Origin of the sequence: Kitasatospora sp. NBC_01300, from assembly GCF_041435235.1 — a bacterium.
In the GTDB taxonomy this organism is placed as follows: Bacteria; Actinomycetota; Actinomycetes; order Streptomycetales; family Streptomycetaceae; genus Kitasatospora.
Map to the genome: position 1 here is coordinate 4,418,673 of NZ_CP108408.1, position 15,554 is coordinate 4,434,226.

Here is a 15,554-nt window from a genome sequence, read left to right on the forward strand (position 1 = left end):
TCCAGGGTGTTGCCCAGGGTTTCGCCGAACGCTGGAACCGCCTCCGACCTGCGGGAAGCCTCCCTCGAACACCGGTCGCAGCACGTCATGGGGGTCCTTGTCAAGCCCCGAGACCGGCCCTGACCTGCGAAAACGCCCTTCGGGTGCGCTGAAAAGCGTGTTATTCTGGAAAGCCACGGAAGGGGTCCTGTCACATGACGTTCAAGGTTGGCGACACGGTGGTCTACCCCCATCACGGGGCCGCGCTGATCGAGGCCATCGAAATTCGCCAGATCAAAGGTGTGGACAAGACCTACCTGGTGCTCAAGGTGCAGCAGGGAGACCTGACGCTCCGCGTGCCCGCTGAGAACGCGGAGTTCGTCGGCGTGCGCGATGTGGTCGGCCAGGAGGGTCTGGACCGGGTCTTCGAGGTGCTGCGCGCACCGTACACCGAAGAGCCGACCAACTGGTCCCGTCGCTACAAGGCGAACCTGGAGAAGCTCGCCTCTGGCGACGTTATCAAGGTCGCCGAGGTTGTGCGCGACCTCTGGCGCCGTGAGCGCGAGCGCGGCCTCTCGGCCGGCGAGAAGCGGATGCTCGCGAAGGCGCGCCAGATCCTCGTCAGCGAGCTCGCGCTGGCGGAGAACACCAACGAGGACAAGGCGGAGACGCTGCTCGACGAGGTGCTGGCCTCGTAGCGCAGTCGGGCTGCCGCCCAACGCTCACAGCGCCCGGTGTCGGCGCGCCGCTCCCAGGACGAAGCGTCCGGGGGTGGTGCAGTGGCACTTCGGGCGCTGAGGCGTGTCCGGACGACGCCCCCGCCCCGAGCCGGTCCAGGCCCGGCAAGGCCGTTCTCCGCCCTGCAAGACCGATTCTGCGGGATTGTGCGGCGGACGGTTGGACCGTAATTCTTCGGAAGGGGCCCGTAGCGCCCGCCGGGCACGCCAAGGCCATACCCACTTCTCCGAAGGAGTGAAACCTGAACGCCTCAGCAGCAGTCGCAGCAGCAGTGGTGCCCGCCGCCGGACGCGGTGAGCGGCTGGGGCCCGGTGCCCCGAAGGCCCTGCGGGAACTGGGCGGCGTGCCGCTCCTGGTGCACGCCGTGCGGGCGCTGGCCCGCAGCCGTGCGGTCGGCCTGGTCGTGGTCGCCGCGCCCGCCGACGGGGTGGCCGAGGTGGTCGCCCTGCTGGACAGCCACGGGCTGGACGGCAAGGACATCCGGGTGGTCGCCGGTGGCGCCACCCGCCAGGAGTCGGTCCGGCTCGGCCTGGCCGCGATCCCGGCCGAGGTGGAGATCGTCCTGGTGCACGACGCGGCCCGCCCGCTCGTCCCGGTCGAGGTGGTGGACGCGGTGGCGGCCGCCGTCCGGGCTGGGGCCGGGGCGGTGGTGCCCGCGGTGCCGCTGGCCGACACGGTGAAGCGGGTCGAGCCGAGCCCGGGCCGCCCCGAGCCGGTGCTCGACACGCCCGACCGGGCCACCCTGCGCGCGGTCCAGACCCCGCAGGGCTTCGACCGGGCCACCCTGGTCGGGGTGCACGCCAAGGCGCTGGCCGAGGAGGCCGCGGGCGTCGACGGCGTGCCGCCGGTCACCGACGACGCGGGCCTGGTGGAGCGCTACGGCGGCCGGGTCGTCGTGGTGCCCGGCCACGAGGAGGCGTTCAAGGTCACCCGTCCACTGGACCTCGTGCTCGCCGAGGCCGTACTCGCCCGCCGGAGGGCCGCCGATGCCTACTGACCCGCTGACGCCCGCCGACCGGGCTCCGGCCCCCGTGCTGCCGCGCGTGGGCATCGGCACCGACGTGCACGCCTTCGAGGCCGGCCGCCCGCTCTGGGTGGCCGGACTGGAGTGGCCGGACGCCGGGGTCGGGCTCTCCGGGCACTCGGACGCCGACGTCGCCGCGCACGCGGCCTGCGACGCGCTGTTCTCGGCCGCCGGGATCGGCGACCTGGGCGCGCACTTCGGCACCGACCGGCCGGAGTGGGCCGGTGCCTCCGGGGTGAAGCTGCTCGGTGAGGCGGCCCGACTGGTGCGCGCCGAGGGCTTCGAGATCGGCAACATCGCGGTCCAGGTGGTCGGCGTCCGGCCGAAGATCGGCAAGCGGCGGGCCGAGGCGCAGGCCGCGCTGTCGGCCGCGGCCGGTGCGCCGGTGTCGGTGTCCGGCACTACGACGGACGGCCTGGGCCTGACCGGTCGGGCCGAGGGGCTGGCCGCGATCGCCACGGCCCTGGTGTACGAACGGCGTTGAGCCGGGCGCGGTCAGCAGGGCGCGGTCAGCAGGGCGCGGTCAGCAGGGCCGGAATAGCCGGGCCCTGACGAGTGTTCACCCGGTGTGGCGGGGGATCGGTCGGTAGTGTGCGGTTTCGGGCCCGGGCAGGGGCTTCCCCTCGGGCCGTACCGCCGACGATGAGAAGAGGTTCTCGATGGGCGTCGAACTCTCTGGCCCCGCCAAGGAATTGCTCGACCGCAAGAGTTTCGCCGTGGTGTCCACGATCCAGCCCGACGGCAGCCCCCAGTCCTCGGTCGTCTGGGTCACGCGGGACGGCGACGACATCCTGTTCTCCACCGTCCAGGGCCGCCGCAAGCACCTCAACCTGGTGCGGGACCCGCGCATCTCGCTCGTGGTCAACCCGCCGGAGAACCCGTACGAGTACGTCGAGGTGCGCGGCTCGGCGACGATGACCACCGAGGGCGGCCGGGAGCTGATCGACGAACTGTCCCGCAAGTACCGCGGCGAGGAGTACGGGTTCGACGGCCCGGACGACGTCCGGGTGGTCGTCCGGCTCAGCCCGCGCAAGGTGGTCGGCAACATCTGACCGGCCCGCGCGGCCCGTGGTTCCCCGGGAGTGCTGCATATCATTCCCGGGGAATGTCGCGGGGCACCCCCTCCTGCCCACTACGCTTGACGCTGTGAGCATTCGCCTGTACGACACCAGCACCCGCCAGGTACGCGACTTCGTCCCGCTTGTACCGGGTTGTGTCTCGATCTACCTGTGCGGCGCTACCGTCCAGTCGGCGCCTCATATCGGGCACATCCGGTCCGGTCTCAACTTCGACATCATGCAGCGGTGGTTCGCCTACCGCGGCTACCAGGTCACCTTCGCCCGGAACGTCACCGACATCGACGACAAGGTGATCGCCAAGGAGCGCGAGTTCGGCATCCCGTGGTGGCAGATCGCCTACGAGAACGAGCGGGCGTTCAACGACGGTTACACCGCGCTCGGCTGCCTGCCGCCGACCGTCGAGCCGCGGGCCACCGGGCACATCCCCGAGATGGTCGAGATGATGCGGGGGCTCATCGAGACGGGCCACGCCTACGCGGCCGACGGCAACGTCTACTTCGACGTGAAGTCGTACCCGGACTACCTCGCGCTCTCCAACCAGAAGCTGGCCGACCTGCGCCAGCCCGAGGGCGAGGGCGAGACCGGCAAGCGGGACCAGCGCGACTTCGCGATGTGGAAGGCCGCCAAGCCGGGCGAGCCGAGCTGGGAGACCCCGTGGGGCCGCGGCCGGCCGGGCTGGCACCTGGAGTGCTCGGCGATGGTCCACAAGTACCTCGGTCCGGCCTTCGACATCCACGGCGGCGGGCTGGACCTGATCTTCCCGCACCACGAGAACGAGATCGCCCAGTCCAAGGCCTACGGCGACGCCTTCGCCAGCTTCTGGGTGCACAACGCCTGGGTCACCATGGCCGGCGAGAAGATGAGCAAGTCGCTGGGCAACTCGGTGCTGGTCTCCGAGATGGTCCAGCGCTGGCGTCCGATCGTGCTCCGCTACTACCTGGGCACCCCGCACTACCGCTCGATGATCGAGTACAGCGAGGACGCCCTGCGCGAGGCCGAGGCCGGCTTCGGCCGGATCGAGGGCTTCATCCAGCGCACCGTCGAGCGCTGCGGGGCGGTCGACGCCGCCCCCGAGGTGCCGCCGGCCTTCGCCGAGGCGATGGACGACGACCTGGGCGTTCCGCAGGCGCTCGCCGTCGTGCACACCGCCGTCCGCCAGGGCAACAGCGCCCTGAACGCGGACGACAAGGAGAACGCGGTGGCGCGTCTGGCCGAGGTCCGTGCGATGCTCGGAGTGTTGGGTCTCGACCCGCTCGACCCGCAGTGGGCCGGGTCGGAGCGCGGCGAGCCTGGGACAATGAAGAGCATGCACGGTGTGGTCGACTCGCTGGTCCGCCTGGTCCTGGACCAGCGGCAGGCGGCGCGTCAGCGCAAGGACTTCGCCACCGCGGACGCCATCCGCGACCAGCTCGGCCTGGCCGGGCTGGTGATCGAGGACACCCCGTCCGGCCCGCGCTGGACGATCAACAGCCAGTAACCCCATCTGACGATCGGGGTGAGGGTGGGCCGTACCGGACCGGTGCGGCCCTCCCGCATGACGTAGCGCATGCAGTCGGCCGCCGCCGGACAGAACGGGGCGGCCGGGCATGCCGGACAGACAGGAAGTACAGCCATGGCCGGCAACAGCCAGCGCAGGAACCGCCGCAACCCCGGGTCGAAGAAGGGCGCGTCTGTCGGTACCGGCGGCCACAGCCGGAAGGCGCTCCAGGGCAAGGGCCCGACCCCGCCCGGAGCGGAGCGCAAGGGCCACCCGAAGCAGCGCGCCGCCAACGCCGCGGTCAAGCGCGAGCGGGACGCCAAGGCCCGCGCCGGCATGCGCCGCGCCGGCGGCGCCGGTCGCGGCGGCCGGGGCGGTGCGGGCAGCGCCGAGCTCGTCTTCGGCCGCAACTCGGTCGTCGAGGCCCTCCAGGGCGGCGTCCCGGCCACCGCGCTGTACGTCCAGCAGTTCGTCGACACCGACGACCGCGTCCGCGAGGCCTTCCAGGCCGCCAACGACCGCGGCATCCCGCTGATGGAGGCCCCGCGCCCGCAGCTGGACCAGATGACCGGCGGGCTCAACCACCAGGGCCTCGTGCTCCAGGTGCCGCCGTACGAGTACGCGCACCCCGACGACCTGCTGGTCGAGGCCTCCGACTCGGGCCAGGACGCGCTGATCATCGCGCTGGACGGCGTCACCGACTCGCGCAACCTCGGCGCCGTGGTCCGCTCCGCCGCCGCCTTCGGCGCGCACGGCGTGGTCATCCCCGAGCGCCGCGCGGCCGGCATGACCGCCGGTGCCTGGAAGACCTCCTCCGGCGCCGCCGCCCGCCTGCCCGTCGCCCGGGCCACCAACCTCACCCGCACCCTGGAGGCCTACCAGAAGGCCGGCCTCATGGTGGTCGGCCTGGCCGCCGACGGCGAGGCCGAGCTGGGTGACCTGGAGCTGCTGACCGGCCCCGTGGTGATCGTCGCGGGCAGCGAGGGCAAGGGCCTGTCCCGGCTGGTCTCGGAGACCTGCGACATGCGGGTGCGGATCCCGATGTCCGGGCTGACCGAGTCGCTGAACGCCGGTGTCGCGGCGGGCATCGTGCTCTACGAGGCCGCGCGGCTGCGCGCCAAGCGCTGATCACAGCCGGTGTGCGGGGCGCAGGGGAACTTCTGAATTCTCCGCAATCCGAGTGAAAAGCGATCGGGCCCGACCAGGCCCGATCGCTTTTCTCATGATCATTTCAAGTATGCGCCGGACATCCACTCGGGAGAGTGTCCTAAGCGGTGGTCACCCGGTTAGACGGGCGTGGACACCAGAACACCTCGGCGCCCCCTGTTCGGCGGCGGCAGCACCGGGATAGACGCGGGCCCCGGCCTTGACACGGTCAAGGTGCCGTCCGACCCCGCGCGCCTCAGCATCACCCAGGCGAGCTTCCGGCTCCGGCTCGGCGCCCCGGTGGCGCCGCTGATCGAGGCCCCGGCCGGACTGCTGTCCACCGGCGCCGCGTTCGGCGACCCGTACGCCAACCAGGGCCTGATCCGCCGTCCGCTGGTCACCCCGCAGGTCGTGGTGCCCGCCTCCGCTGTCCCGGCGCTCGCAGGGGCTGTCGGAGGCGGTGCGCCGCGCCGCAAGGGCCGGGTCACCGCCGTCACCTGGACCGGGCAGGCGCCCCCCGGGGACCTCGCGGCCACCCAGCTGCTGGACGCCGTCCGGCTCACCGGCTCCGGACCCGACGACGGCGGCCCGGGCATGTCGGACACCCAGGTGATCCCGTCCTACTCGGGCGCCCGGACCGTCCCGCGCCAGCCCAGGGAGGGCGCCGGCACCGCCACCGACGCGGGCATCGGCCCGGTCGGCGCACCGCAGGGCTGGACCCCGAGCGGCGAACTCCCCGAGGTCTCCGCGACGGCCGCCGAGGGCAAGCAGCCCTGGTACCCCGGCCGCCGGGTCGACCTCGGCCTGGTCCTGCTGCCGCTGCGCGCCGTCCTCGGCTCGCTGTCCGTCTACGCCGGGTTCAGCAAGCTCTGCGACCCGGTCTACTTCGACGGCGGCGAACGCGGCTCGATGATGCGCTGGCTCGCCTCGCTGCACCCCTGGAAGGTCGCCGAACCGCTGCTGGCCTTCGCCATGGCGCACCCGGTCGGCGCCGGCCTGGTGGTGTCGTTCACCCAGGTCGTGGTCGGCGTGCTGACCCTCCTCGGCCTCTGGCAGCGGCTCGCGGCCGGGGCGGCGATGCTCCTCTCCGCCGCGCTGCTGTTCACCGTCAGCTGGCGGGCCGTGCCGGTCTACGACACCCCCGACCTGATCTTCCTGGCGGCCTGGAGCCCGCTGCTGATCGCCGGAGCTCCGTTCGCCTCCCTGGACGGGCGGCTCAACCTGGAGGCCTGGCGGCGCTACGGCGCCGACGCCCCCGCCGCGCTGCGCCGCCGGGTGCTGCGCCGCGGCACGGTGGTCACCACGGTCGTGGTCGGGGCGACCCTGCTGCTCGGCTCGATGCTCGGCGCGGCGGTGCGCACCGGGGCCCGGACGCACCAGGCGCCGGCCCGTCCGGCCACCGACTACGGCACGCCGGTCTGGCCCAGCGGCGCCCCGACCGGCACCCCGGGCGGCCAGGGCTCGTCCACCTCGCCCTCGCCCGCCCCGCGCCCGGCCACCCCCACGCCGAGCCCGACCACCCCGCCCTCCTCCGCCCCGGCCACCCGCCCGGGCAGCCCGACGCCGAGCGGCAAGGGGCACTCCGCCAAGGCGGAGACCGGGGCCGGCACGACCCCGGCCCCCGCCGCGCCGTCCGCCGCCGCGCCGTCGGCCGGTTCCTCGCCCGCCCAGCGCAGCACCCCGGCCCCCGCCGGCTCGGGGGCGGCGTCCAAGCCCAGCCCCAGCTCCGGGGCGAGCCCCGGGCTGCTCGGCGGGGTGCTGGGCAGCGGTCCGCTCGCCGACCTGTCCGGCGGCTCCCGCTCCTCCCACCCGGGGGCGCCCACGTCCACCTGACGGCCCGTGGACGCGATCGGCCGGGTGCTCCTTGGTGGAGCACCCGGCCGATCGTCGTGCGCGGGGCGGGGGAGGCTGGGGGGCGGTGGTTACTGCGGTGCGCGGCCGGCCCCGGAGGCGAGCTCCTTGGCCGCCTCGGTGAGGTCCTTCGCGGTGTCGATGGCGCGCCAGTACACGCCCTGCGGCAGCTGGTAGCCCGCCAGCCGCTTGCTGCGCGCCAGCTGCGGGAACGTGGTGCGCTCGTGGTCGCCCACGTCCGGCAGCAGCTCGGCGAACTCCGGGCTGAACACGTACAGACCGGCGTTGATCAGGAACGGCGAGGGCGGCGCCTCGATGAAGTCCAGCACGTTGCCGAACTGGTCGGTCTCCACCGCCCCCCACGGGATCCGCGGCCGGGCCAGCGCGAGCGTCGCGACGGCGTCCCGCTCGTGGTGGAAGGCGGCCATGTCGCGCAGGCTGAACCGGGTCCAGATGTCGCCGTTGGTGGCGTACCAGGGCTCGTCCGGGCGGGGCAGCGCCTTGGCCGCGTACTTGAGGCCGCCGCCGCGTCCGAGCGGCTCCTCCTCGACCACCGTGCGCACGCGCAGCGGCAGATCCGCCTTGTCGAGCCACTCCTCCAGCACGGCGGCGAGGTGCCCGCAGGAGACCACCGCGTCGGTGACGCCCTCGGAGGCCAGCCAGGCCAGCTGGTGGCCGAGGATCGGCGTGCCCGTCCCGGGGATCTCGACCAGCGGCTTCGGGCGGTCGTCCGTGTAGGGCCGCAGCCGCGAGCCCTGGCCGCCGGCCAGGATCACGGCCTGGGTGACGGGCGTCGTGGTCGGCCGGGACGGGTGGGTCGGCGGGGACGCGAGGTCGGCGGTGGGGCCGGAGTCAGCGGTCATGCCTGAACAATAGGGCGCCCGCCGGAGCCGGGAGCCCGAGGCCGCGGGCGTCGTCGGCCCGCGGCCCGCGGCCCGCGGCCTTGAGAGGTCAGCCGGCGATGCCCGCCGCGAACGACCCGTCGCAGACCGGGCGGGCGAAGGACCGGGCCCGCTGGACGTCGCCCTGGTACTTGCGCACCGCCGCCTTGCCCAGCTCCCCGGCGAGCGAGGTGCAGTACGGCGTCAGCGACGGCTGCTCGCGCATCGAGCGCTCCAGCAGGTCCAGCGCGGCGGACGGGTTCTTGGCCCGCAGCTCGTCCAGCAGCACCACCCGCAGCGACTCCTGCGGGGCGAGCCCGTCCGGGGACGTGCCCGCGGTGGCGGTGGCGGAACGCCCGATCCCGGCGCCGTCGCCACTGGACGCCGCCACGACCTGCTGGTCGAGGTTGGTCGGCGGGGCCCATGGCACCCGGGTCACGGCGAGGGTGCCGGTGGTCACCAGGACGACCGGCAGGGTCAGGGCGACGGTCTGGCCGATACGGCGTACAAGCTGCTTCACCCTCAGGAGAGTAGCGGTGGGTACGGGCCGGATCGCCCTCCGTGACACCATCGAGTGACACCGTGTCCGGTTTCGTCCCCACACCGTGTTGACGTGGGGGTGTACGGACGGAGCCCGCCGGACCAGGAACGGTCCGACGGGCTCCGTCGTGTCGGCTTGCCCGACCGGTCGACCGACCGGCAGGGCGCGCCGTGCTCAGCTGCTCAGACGGGCGCCCGAGCTGGTCGAGAACACGTGGGTCTCGTTGGCGATCGGCACGACGTGGATCGTCTCGCCACGGGCCGGGATCTGCCGGCCGTGCACGCGGACGACCAGCTCCTTGTCCTCGCCGCCGATCTTGGTGGTGCCGTACACGAAGCCGTCGGAGCCGAGCTCCTCGACGACGTTCACCGTCACCGCGACACCCTCGATGCCGCCCGCCGGGACGATCTCGAAGTGCTCCGGGCGGATGCCGACCGTCACCGACTTGTCGGTGCCGGCGCCGGCCAGGTCGTCGCGCGAGACGTTGACCACCGAGCCGCCGAACTTCACGCCGCCGTCCACCAGCGGCACCTCGACCAGGTTCATCGCGGGCGAGCCGATGAAGCCGGCCACGAACAGGTTGGAGGGCTTGTCGTACATGTTGCGCGGGGTGTCGACCTGCTGGAGCACGCCGCCCTTGAGCACCGCGACCCGGTCGCCCATGGTGAGCGCCTCGGTCTGGTCGTGGGTGACGTACACCGTCGTGATGCCCAGGCGGCGCTGCAGGCCGGCGATCTGGGTACGGGTCGAGACGCGCAGCTTCGCGTCCAGGTTCGACAGCGGCTCGTCCATCAGGAAGACCTGCGGCTGGCGCACGATCGCGCGGCCCATCGCGACACGCTGCCGCTGACCACCCGACAGCGCCTTCGGCTTGCGGTCCAGGTACTCCGTCAGGTCGAGGATCTTCGCCGCCTCCTCGACCTTGGTGCGGATCTCCGCCTTGTTCACGCCGGCGATCTTGAGCGCGAAGCCCATGTTCTCGGCGACGGTCATGTGCGGGTACAGCGCGTAGTTCTGGAACACCATGGCGATGTCCCGGTCCTTCGGCGGCAGGTGCGTGACGTCCCGGTCACCGATCCGGATGGAACCGCTGTTGACGTCCTCCAGACCGGCCAGCATGCGCAGGCTGGTCGACTTGCCGCAGCCCGAGGGGCCGACCAGCACGAGGAACTCGCCGTCCGCGATCTCCAGGTCCAGCGCGTCCACCGAGGGCTTGTCCGCCCCGGGGTAGACGCGGGTCGCCTGGTCGTACGTGACAGAAGCCATGGTCGTTCTCTCCTTCACCGGCAGGAACGTGCCGGACGATCCGAGTAAAGGGGCGGTCGTTCGTCTCCGTCAGCCCGACCAGTGGTCTGAACCATCTCGCGAACCGACTCCGGGCGACGCTACCTGCGCCTCCGTCGCTTGTCAGCCCCCAGCCCGCCCGATTTCGGCATCGGTTCCATCACGCCCACCCACCCCGCCAACCCCCGGATATCCCCCCACCCCACCTGCCGGGCCCGGTAGACTGCCCCCGGTGCCGCCGTGATCCCTCGCGGACGGTCACCGTGCCTCCTTAGCTCAGCTGGCCAGAGCACCGCTCTTGTAAAGCGGGGGTCGTCGGTTCGAACCCGACAGGGGGCTCTCGTTTCCACCCCGGATGAGCTGCAGGTTTGGCCTTCTGGGGGCTCCATCGCCGGCCTCGGACTTCTCGTCCGAGGCCGTTTGCGTGAGCGATGCGTGAGCGGATGGCCTGGTGGGCTGGGGGTTTGCGGTGGACTGGGCAACCTTGCGCGGCTTGTTCGCCCGGGGGACGAGCTGCGCTGCGGCCTCGGCGATCGCCCGGTCGACCTGGGGGAGCAGGGTCGTGTAGGTGTCCGAGGTGATGCCGATCGAGGAGTGGCCCAGCATCTCCTTGATCGTGTGCAGGTCCGCGCCCGCCGCGTGAGCGAGCGTGGCCGCGCCGTGCCGGAGGTCGTGCAGCCGGATCGGCGGCAGGCCGGCCTCCTCGGCCAGCTCGCGGAACCGGTCGGTGACGGTGGTCGGGTGCAGCCATTCGCCGTTCTCCTTGGTGAAGACCCGGCCGGTCTCGACCCAGGCGTCGCCCCACTGCTCGCGGTCGGTTCGCTGCCGCTCGCGGTGCGCCTCCAGGACGGCCACGGTCTCGGAGTCGAGCGCGATGGTGCGGGCGCCTGCGTCGGTCTTGGGGTTGTCCTCGTAGACCGCCCAGCCGTCCACGACGAGCTGCTTGGCCACCGTGAGGAGCCCGACCTTCAGGTTGGTGTCGGCCCACCGCTGGCCGCACGCCTCGCCACGCCGGAGCCCCCGGAAGGCGATGAGGTGGAACAGCGCGTAGAGGCGGTCACCGGCGGCCTGGTCGAGGAACACGCCGGTCTGCTCCGGGGTCCAGACCATCACCGGGGACGGCCGCTCGCCAGTGAGCTGCCACTGCTCGATCCGCTCTTCCGTCCACACCAGCGGCTTGGGGCGCTTCGCGGACTCCAGTTCGACGTGGGAGGCCGGGTTGAAGGTGATGATCTGCCGCCGGATCGCGGCGTTGAGGCCCGCGCGGAGGGTGGAGCGGATCCGCTGGCAGGTAGCTGCGCTGACGGTCCGCCGGAACGGCTCCATCTCGGCGATGGCGGCCTTGAGGGCCTTGCGCTGCGCCCGGAAATCCCGGCCCTTCCAGGGGATCTGCGCCAGCTCGTCGATGGCGGCCTGCCGCTGGGCGTTCGCCTCGGCTATCTCGATGTTCGCCTCCTCGATGGCCGCGAACATCTCCTCCAGGTGCCGGACTCGGAGGCGGTCGAGTCGGATGTGGCCGACCCGCGGCTTGATGTACAGCCGGATGCTGCTCTCGTCGCGGCTGATCGCGGTCTGGCGGCCGCGCTTGCCGGCCAGCCACTGGTCGAGCCACTCGCTGACCGTCAGCCGGTTCTGGAGGTCCTGCCCGGAGGCGAGTCGGCGCCGGGTCTCCTCGACGTCGGGCAGCGGAGCCTTCTCGTGGGCGACCGTCTCCAGCAGATCGGCGATCTGCGCGAGACCCTCGGGGTCGTCCGAGTCCGGGATGTGCAGCAGTTCGCGGACCTGGTCGAGATCGGCCTGGGCGGCCTTCCGGGACTCGTAGCTGGAGCGGTTGAAGGACCGGCGTGAGCCGTCCTCGCGGTTGGGCAGCTCCTGGCGGACCGCGTAGGAGCCGTGCTTGCGGCTGCTGAGCTTCGGGCAGGCCTTGCCTAGATGAATGAGTCCGATGTCCTCAGTGGTCATAGGCGATGAGTGAGCGCTTGAGCGCGGCGCCGGTGTTCCAGTTGTGCCAGATCGCGGCGGCGAGGGCGAGCAGGCGTTGACCGGTGCGGGCGAAGACGCCGGCCTCGGTTCGTGCGCCGTGCTGTTCGAGACTGAGCTGGCCCTTGAGGGTGTCGATGACCGCCTCGATCCACTGGCGGACGCGGGCGAGCCTGCCGAATCGGGCAGGCTCGCCCTTGCGGTCGGGCCGGACCAGGTGCGCGCCGAGCTCGTCGGTGACGAAGGCCTCGAACGCGGCTCCGGCGAAGCCTTTGTCGCCGAGGATCACCTGGCCCCGGCGCACGAGGTGTCGGTCACGGCCGAGCATGGCCTCCATGACCTCGCGCTCGCCGAGTTTCGGGTTGGCCAGGCACCAGCTGACCGGCATGCCCTCGGCCGTGGTCAACAGGTAGAGCCTCAGACCCCAGAAGAAGCGGGAGTGACTGGCGCAGTAGCCGTACCCTGCGGTGCCGGCCAGGGCCGAGCGCTTGACCGTCTCACGGGAGGCCGCGCAGGGCAGCGGCGTGGAGTCGATCAGCCGCAGGTCGTCGTGCCAGGTCGGCACCTGCCGGGCCAGTGCGCCGACGACCTGCGGGATGAGCGGGCCGGCCGCGTTCAGACGCTTGTTGTAGCCGGACTGCCCCGGCAGGTACGGGAACAGGTGCCGCAGCCGGCCACTCGCGAAGCGGTGCCAGTGCCTCGCCGACGGGAAGCCGAGCAGTACCTGCGCCACGGCCAGGCACAGCAGTTCCGCATCCGAGAGCCTCGGAGGTCGCCCGATCCGGTGACGAGGGGCCATGTGATCGTCGATGAACACGTACAGTGCCGTCAGAAGGGTGTCCAGGTTCGTCTTCACAAACCAACCAACGGGCACCCTTCGTCATGGTCGCGGCCAGCCCAACAATCGGACTCATTCATCTAGCGGCTTACCGGTGTCGGCGTCCCGGCAGTAGCAGCGGTGGTAGGTGGAGCCCTTCACGGGGTTCCCTCCTTCAACTGGTCGTCCTTGTGGTCGGTGTCGAGGAATGCGAGGTGGCTGGGGAGCGGAGGGGGAGCCAGCCCCAGCTCGCGCATGCGGTGTCGGATCGGCACGAGCCCCGAGCGAACGGCCTTCACAAGGCGGCCGAACTTGGTTTCGGCGCCGTGCGGCCAGTCCTCCCTCGCGCCGGAGAACTGGAGCTGCCAGGCGTCGTGGTGCCCGGTCCGGATGCGGTGCTCGACGTCCGCGTACTCGCGAAACGCGGCCGCGTCGCCGAAGCCCAGGTCCTCGCCGGTGAACCAGCTGAACGCCGTCCACGGGTCTCGGCTTTTGTGCGGGAGGCAGTCCACGTTGGTGCTCCCGCCGAGCGGGAAGACCAGGGCGGCCGGCGGCGTGTCGACCGCCTTGGCGAGCACGAGCAGCTCCGGGACGGTGAGGGTCAGCCGGCGCCCGGACTCCCAGTTCGCGATGACGTTGCGCGGGATGGGGTGGCCCAGCTCGTCACAGGCGTCGGCCAGGTCCTGCGCGGTCATACCCAGCTCCCTCCGGCGCCTACGAACCTCGGCGATCACGGTTCTCGTGACCTGCGACGACCAAGATTCCACTTCGTCGTGTGTCATATCGACACTTTATTGGGATGCAAGCTGCTCCTCGATCCCGGACGTGCCGGGGCCGCCGACCGGGGCTCGCCCCCTGTGAATGGAGACAGCTGTGCGAACTGAGACGGGCAACCAGGAGCTCACTGGCATGAGCCGGGCGGAATTGCTCGCATTGCCGGCCGCCACCGACCTGGACACCGCCAACCGCGCCATCGGCCTTGGCCGCAGCAAGGGCTACGAGCTGGCGAGGCGGGACGCCTACCCGTGCCGCGTGCTGCGGTTGGGCAAGAAGTACCGGGTGATCACCGCAGACCTCCTGCGGGTGCTGGGCATCGACGTCGCGCCGGACGGTGCGGCTGCGTGACGACAAGGCTGCAGGTCGAACCACGAGCTTGTCTGCCGTGAGAGGACTGCCGCCGGAGCAGTGGATCTTCCGCCAGGGCGGTCGTATCGTCGCGTCGCCCGCCGGTCGCAAACCGGCGCAACGCACTCCACCCGCCTGCGAGTTGAGCCAAGTCGGCTCGTCGGTTCGGCAGGCCGGGAACGCGATGGCCCTCGGTGCTACCAACACCAAGGGCCGGACGAAGTCCCCAGATCAGCGAATCAGTTCAACCGGTGGCAGCGCGACGGGCGAGGTCGTGCGCACCAGCGAGGAGCTTCACCGTGAACTCTACTTCCCGCCAGCCTGCGTCGGGAGACCCGGCGGAGGGCTGGCCCGCCGTTGCCATCCCCGGTCAACCCGGTCACTACCGACCGGCGGTCGGTCAGAACGACATACTGACCGAACGGACTGACCGGGAGCTCGGTGCCCTGACCGACCGGGTCACCACCGAGCCGGTCACTGACCCGGTCAGTCCGGTCAGCCCGCCCACCCCAGGCGCGGAGCTGCTGTCCGAACTACGGTCAGCCATCGCCCGGTTCGTCATCCTGCCGTCCGCCCACGCGCTGGACGCGGTGACCCTGTGGGTGGCCGCTACACACTTGCAACCCGCGTGGCAGCACGCCCCGCGTCTGGCGGTGATCGGCCCTGCCAAGCGGTGCGGGAAGTCCCGGCTGCTCGACGTGATCACCGAGACGGTCCACGACCCGCTGATCACGGTCAACGCCACCCCGGCCGCCATCTTCCGGTCGATCACCGACAAGCCGCCTACCCTGTTGGTGGACGAGGCGGACACCCTGTTCGGCAGCATCAAGGCCGCGGAGAAGAACGAGGACCTGCGCGGTCTGCTCAACGCCGGTCACCAGCGGAACCGGCCCACCTTGCGGGTGTCCGGACCCGATCACAAGCCGATGAAGTTCCCCACCTTCGCCATGGCGGCCCTGGCCGGTATCGGCGACCTCCCGGACACGATCATGGACCGCTCGGTGGTCATCCGCATGCGCCGCCGCGCACCGGGCGAGCAGGTCGCCGCGTTCCGCTCCAAGCGGGACACCCCAGCCCTGCACCGCACCCGCAACGGCCTTCGAGGCTGGCTGACGCCCCTGACCGACACGGCAACCGACATGGAGCCGTCGATGCCGGTCGAGGACCGCGCAGCCGACACCTGGGAGCCCCTGGTGTCGGTCGCCGACCTCGCCGGTGGCGACTGGCCCGCCCGCGCCCGAGCGGCCTGCCGCGCCATGACCGCGCACGAGTCCGGCCAGGACGAGGACGGCGGCCTGAAGACCAGGATCCTGGCCGACATCCGCCGCGTCTTCGCCGCAGGCGGCAACCCGGACGCCCTGTCCACCGAGCACCTCCTGACCGCCCTCAACGCCGACAGCGAGGCACCTTGGGCCGAGCACGGCATCAACGGCCTGACCGCGCGCGGCCTGCAGCTCCTGCTCAAGGACTACGGCATCAGCTCGGCGAACATCCGCTTCGACCGCGACACCCAGCGCAAGGGCTTCACCCGCAACAGCTTTGTCGACCCCTGGAGCCGCTACTGCCCGGAGCCCGTCGAGCAACCCGCTACCGGCACCTGACCCACTACCACCCGTACCACCCGTCCCCGCC

At 71.8% G+C, this 15,554-nt stretch carries 14 protein-coding genes, 1 tRNA gene and 1 pseudogene; 10 read left to right on the forward strand and 6 right to left on the reverse strand.

Annotation, left to right across the window (positions count from 1 at the left end; genetic code table 11):
• Positions 1-194: 194 nt before the first annotated feature.
• The 7 genes from OG556_RS19630 to OG556_RS19660 all read left to right on the forward strand — a co-directional run bounded on the left by OG556_RS19630 (position 195) and on the right by OG556_RS19660 (position 7,276).
• On the forward strand, positions 195-677 hold the full coding sequence (locus tag OG556_RS19630) for a CarD family transcriptional regulator (RefSeq protein WP_030244332.1): 483 nt from the start codon (positions 195-197) through the stop codon (positions 675-677).
• 281 nt (positions 678-958) lie between these two features.
• Positions 959-1,714 carry a 2-C-methyl-D-erythritol 4-phosphate cytidylyltransferase gene (gene ispD, locus OG556_RS19635; protein ID WP_371522759.1) on the forward strand — a complete coding sequence of 252 codons (756 nt, stop codon included), beginning with the start codon at positions 959-961 and terminating at the stop codon, positions 1,712-1,714.
• Positions 1,704-2,225 (forward strand): 2-C-methyl-D-erythritol 2,4-cyclodiphosphate synthase, encoded by a 522-nt coding sequence (gene ispF / locus OG556_RS19640; protein WP_350878367.1) that lies wholly within the window; start codon positions 1,704-1,706, stop codon positions 2,223-2,225. The genes ispD and ispF overlap by 11 nt, the downstream gene beginning before the upstream one ends.
• A 175-nt stretch (positions 2,226-2,400) precedes the next feature.
• A complete protein-coding gene (locus OG556_RS19645) occupies positions 2,401-2,793 on the forward strand; it encodes a PPOX class F420-dependent oxidoreductase (protein WP_350878368.1) in 393 nt (130 codons plus the stop codon).
• A 94-nt stretch (positions 2,794-2,887) separates the two neighbouring features.
• Positions 2,888-4,297, forward strand: coding sequence for a cysteine--tRNA ligase (gene cysS / locus OG556_RS19650; RefSeq protein ID WP_371518228.1), 1,410 nt, complete (start codon positions 2,888-2,890; stop codon positions 4,295-4,297).
• A 135-nt stretch (positions 4,298-4,432) separates the two neighbouring features.
• Complete coding sequence (rlmB, locus tag OG556_RS19655) at positions 4,433-5,425, forward strand: 23S rRNA (guanosine(2251)-2'-O)-methyltransferase RlmB (RefSeq protein ID WP_350878370.1); 993 nt, start codon at positions 4,433-4,435, stop codon at positions 5,423-5,425.
• A gap of 252 nt (positions 5,426-5,677) precedes the next feature.
• Positions 5,678-7,276, forward strand: a complete 1,599-nt coding sequence (locus OG556_RS19660; protein ID WP_371518231.1) for a DoxX family membrane protein — start codon at positions 5,678-5,680, stop codon at positions 7,274-7,276.
• An 89-nt stretch (positions 7,277-7,365) separates the two neighbouring features.
• Here the strand turns inward: OG556_RS19660 and OG556_RS19665 are convergent, their stop codons facing one another.
• The 3 genes from OG556_RS19665 to OG556_RS19675 all read right to left on the reverse strand — a co-directional run bounded on the left by OG556_RS19665 (position 7,366) and on the right by OG556_RS19675 (position 9,982).
• The gene (locus OG556_RS19665) at positions 7,366-8,157 is read right to left on the reverse strand and encodes an NDP-sugar synthase (protein ID WP_371518233.1); all 792 of its coding nucleotides are present in this window, start codon (positions 8,155-8,157) and stop codon (positions 7,366-7,368) included.
• 88 nt (positions 8,158-8,245) lie between these two features.
• On the reverse strand, positions 8,246-8,695 hold the full coding sequence (locus OG556_RS19670) for a hypothetical protein (protein WP_371518235.1): 450 nt from the start codon (positions 8,693-8,695) through the stop codon (positions 8,246-8,248).
• A 195-nt stretch (positions 8,696-8,890) separates the two neighbouring features.
• Positions 8,891-9,982 (reverse strand): ABC transporter ATP-binding protein, encoded by a 1,092-nt coding sequence (locus OG556_RS19675; protein ID WP_371518237.1) that lies wholly within the window; start codon positions 9,980-9,982, stop codon positions 8,891-8,893.
• Between the two features lie 283 nt (positions 9,983-10,265).
• Here OG556_RS19675 and OG556_RS19680 point away from each other — a divergent pair.
• Positions 10,266-10,339: transfer RNA gene (locus tag OG556_RS19680), tRNA-Thr, on the forward strand.
• A 54-nt stretch (positions 10,340-10,393) separates the two neighbouring features.
• Here the strand turns inward: OG556_RS19680 and xerC are convergent.
• The 3 genes and pseudogenes from xerC to OG556_RS19695 form a co-directional block, all read right to left on the reverse strand.
• Positions 10,394-11,962 (reverse strand): annotated as a pseudogene (xerC, locus tag OG556_RS19685) (tyrosine recombinase XerC); the annotation flags it as partial.
• The gene (locus tag OG556_RS19690) at positions 11,952-12,836 is read right to left on the reverse strand and encodes an IS982 family transposase (RefSeq protein WP_331744010.1); all 885 of its coding nucleotides are present in this window, start codon (positions 12,834-12,836) and stop codon (positions 11,952-11,954) included. The gene OG556_RS19690 and the pseudogene xerC, both read right to left, overlap by 11 nt.
• Before the next feature lie 119 nt (positions 12,837-12,955).
• Positions 12,956-13,579: a helix-turn-helix domain-containing protein gene (locus OG556_RS19695; protein WP_371518239.1), complete on the reverse strand. Its 624-nt coding sequence runs from the start codon at positions 13,577-13,579 to the stop codon at positions 12,956-12,958.
• 127 nt (positions 13,580-13,706) lie between these two features.
• On the opposite strand from OG556_RS19695, the gene OG556_RS19700 reads away from it, so the two are divergent.
• Both OG556_RS19700 and OG556_RS19705 read left to right on the forward strand, forming a co-directional pair.
• On the forward strand, positions 13,707-13,922 hold the full coding sequence (locus OG556_RS19700) for a hypothetical protein (protein ID WP_371522761.1): 216 nt from the start codon (positions 13,707-13,709) through the stop codon (positions 13,920-13,922).
• 299 nt (positions 13,923-14,221) lie between these two features.
• Positions 14,222-15,523 (forward strand): DUF3631 domain-containing protein, encoded by a 1,302-nt coding sequence (locus OG556_RS19705; protein WP_371518242.1) that lies wholly within the window; start codon positions 14,222-14,224, stop codon positions 15,521-15,523.
• Positions 15,524-15,554: the final 31 nt, after the last annotated feature.

Excerpts from the sequence above, each read along its gene's own strand:
- OG556_RS19630 (WP_030244332.1), top strand. The coding sequence starts at position 195 with ATGACGTTCAAGGTTGGCGACACGGTGGTCTACCCCCATCACGGGGCC.
- ispF (WP_350878367.1), top strand. The coding sequence starts at position 1,704 with ATGCCTACTGACCCGCTGACGCCCGCCGACCGGGCTCCGGCCCCCGTG.
- OG556_RS19645 (WP_350878368.1), top strand. The coding sequence starts at position 2,401 with ATGGGCGTCGAACTCTCTGGCCCCGCCAAGGAATTGCTCGACCGCAAG.
- rlmB (WP_350878370.1), top strand. The coding sequence starts at position 4,433 with ATGGCCGGCAACAGCCAGCGCAGGAACCGCCGCAACCCCGGGTCGAAG.
- OG556_RS19665 (WP_371518233.1), bottom strand. The coding sequence starts at position 8,157 with ATGACCGCTGACTCCGGCCCCACCGCCGACCTCGCGTCCCCGCCGACC.
- OG556_RS19675 (WP_371518237.1), bottom strand. The coding sequence starts at position 9,982 with ATGGCTTCTGTCACGTACGACCAGGCGACCCGCGTCTACCCCGGGGCG.
- OG556_RS19695 (WP_371518239.1), bottom strand. The coding sequence starts at position 13,579 with ATGACACACGACGAAGTGGAATCTTGGTCGTCGCAGGTCACGAGAACC.
- OG556_RS19700 (WP_371522761.1), top strand. The coding sequence starts at position 13,707 with ATGAGCCGGGCGGAATTGCTCGCATTGCCGGCCGCCACCGACCTGGAC.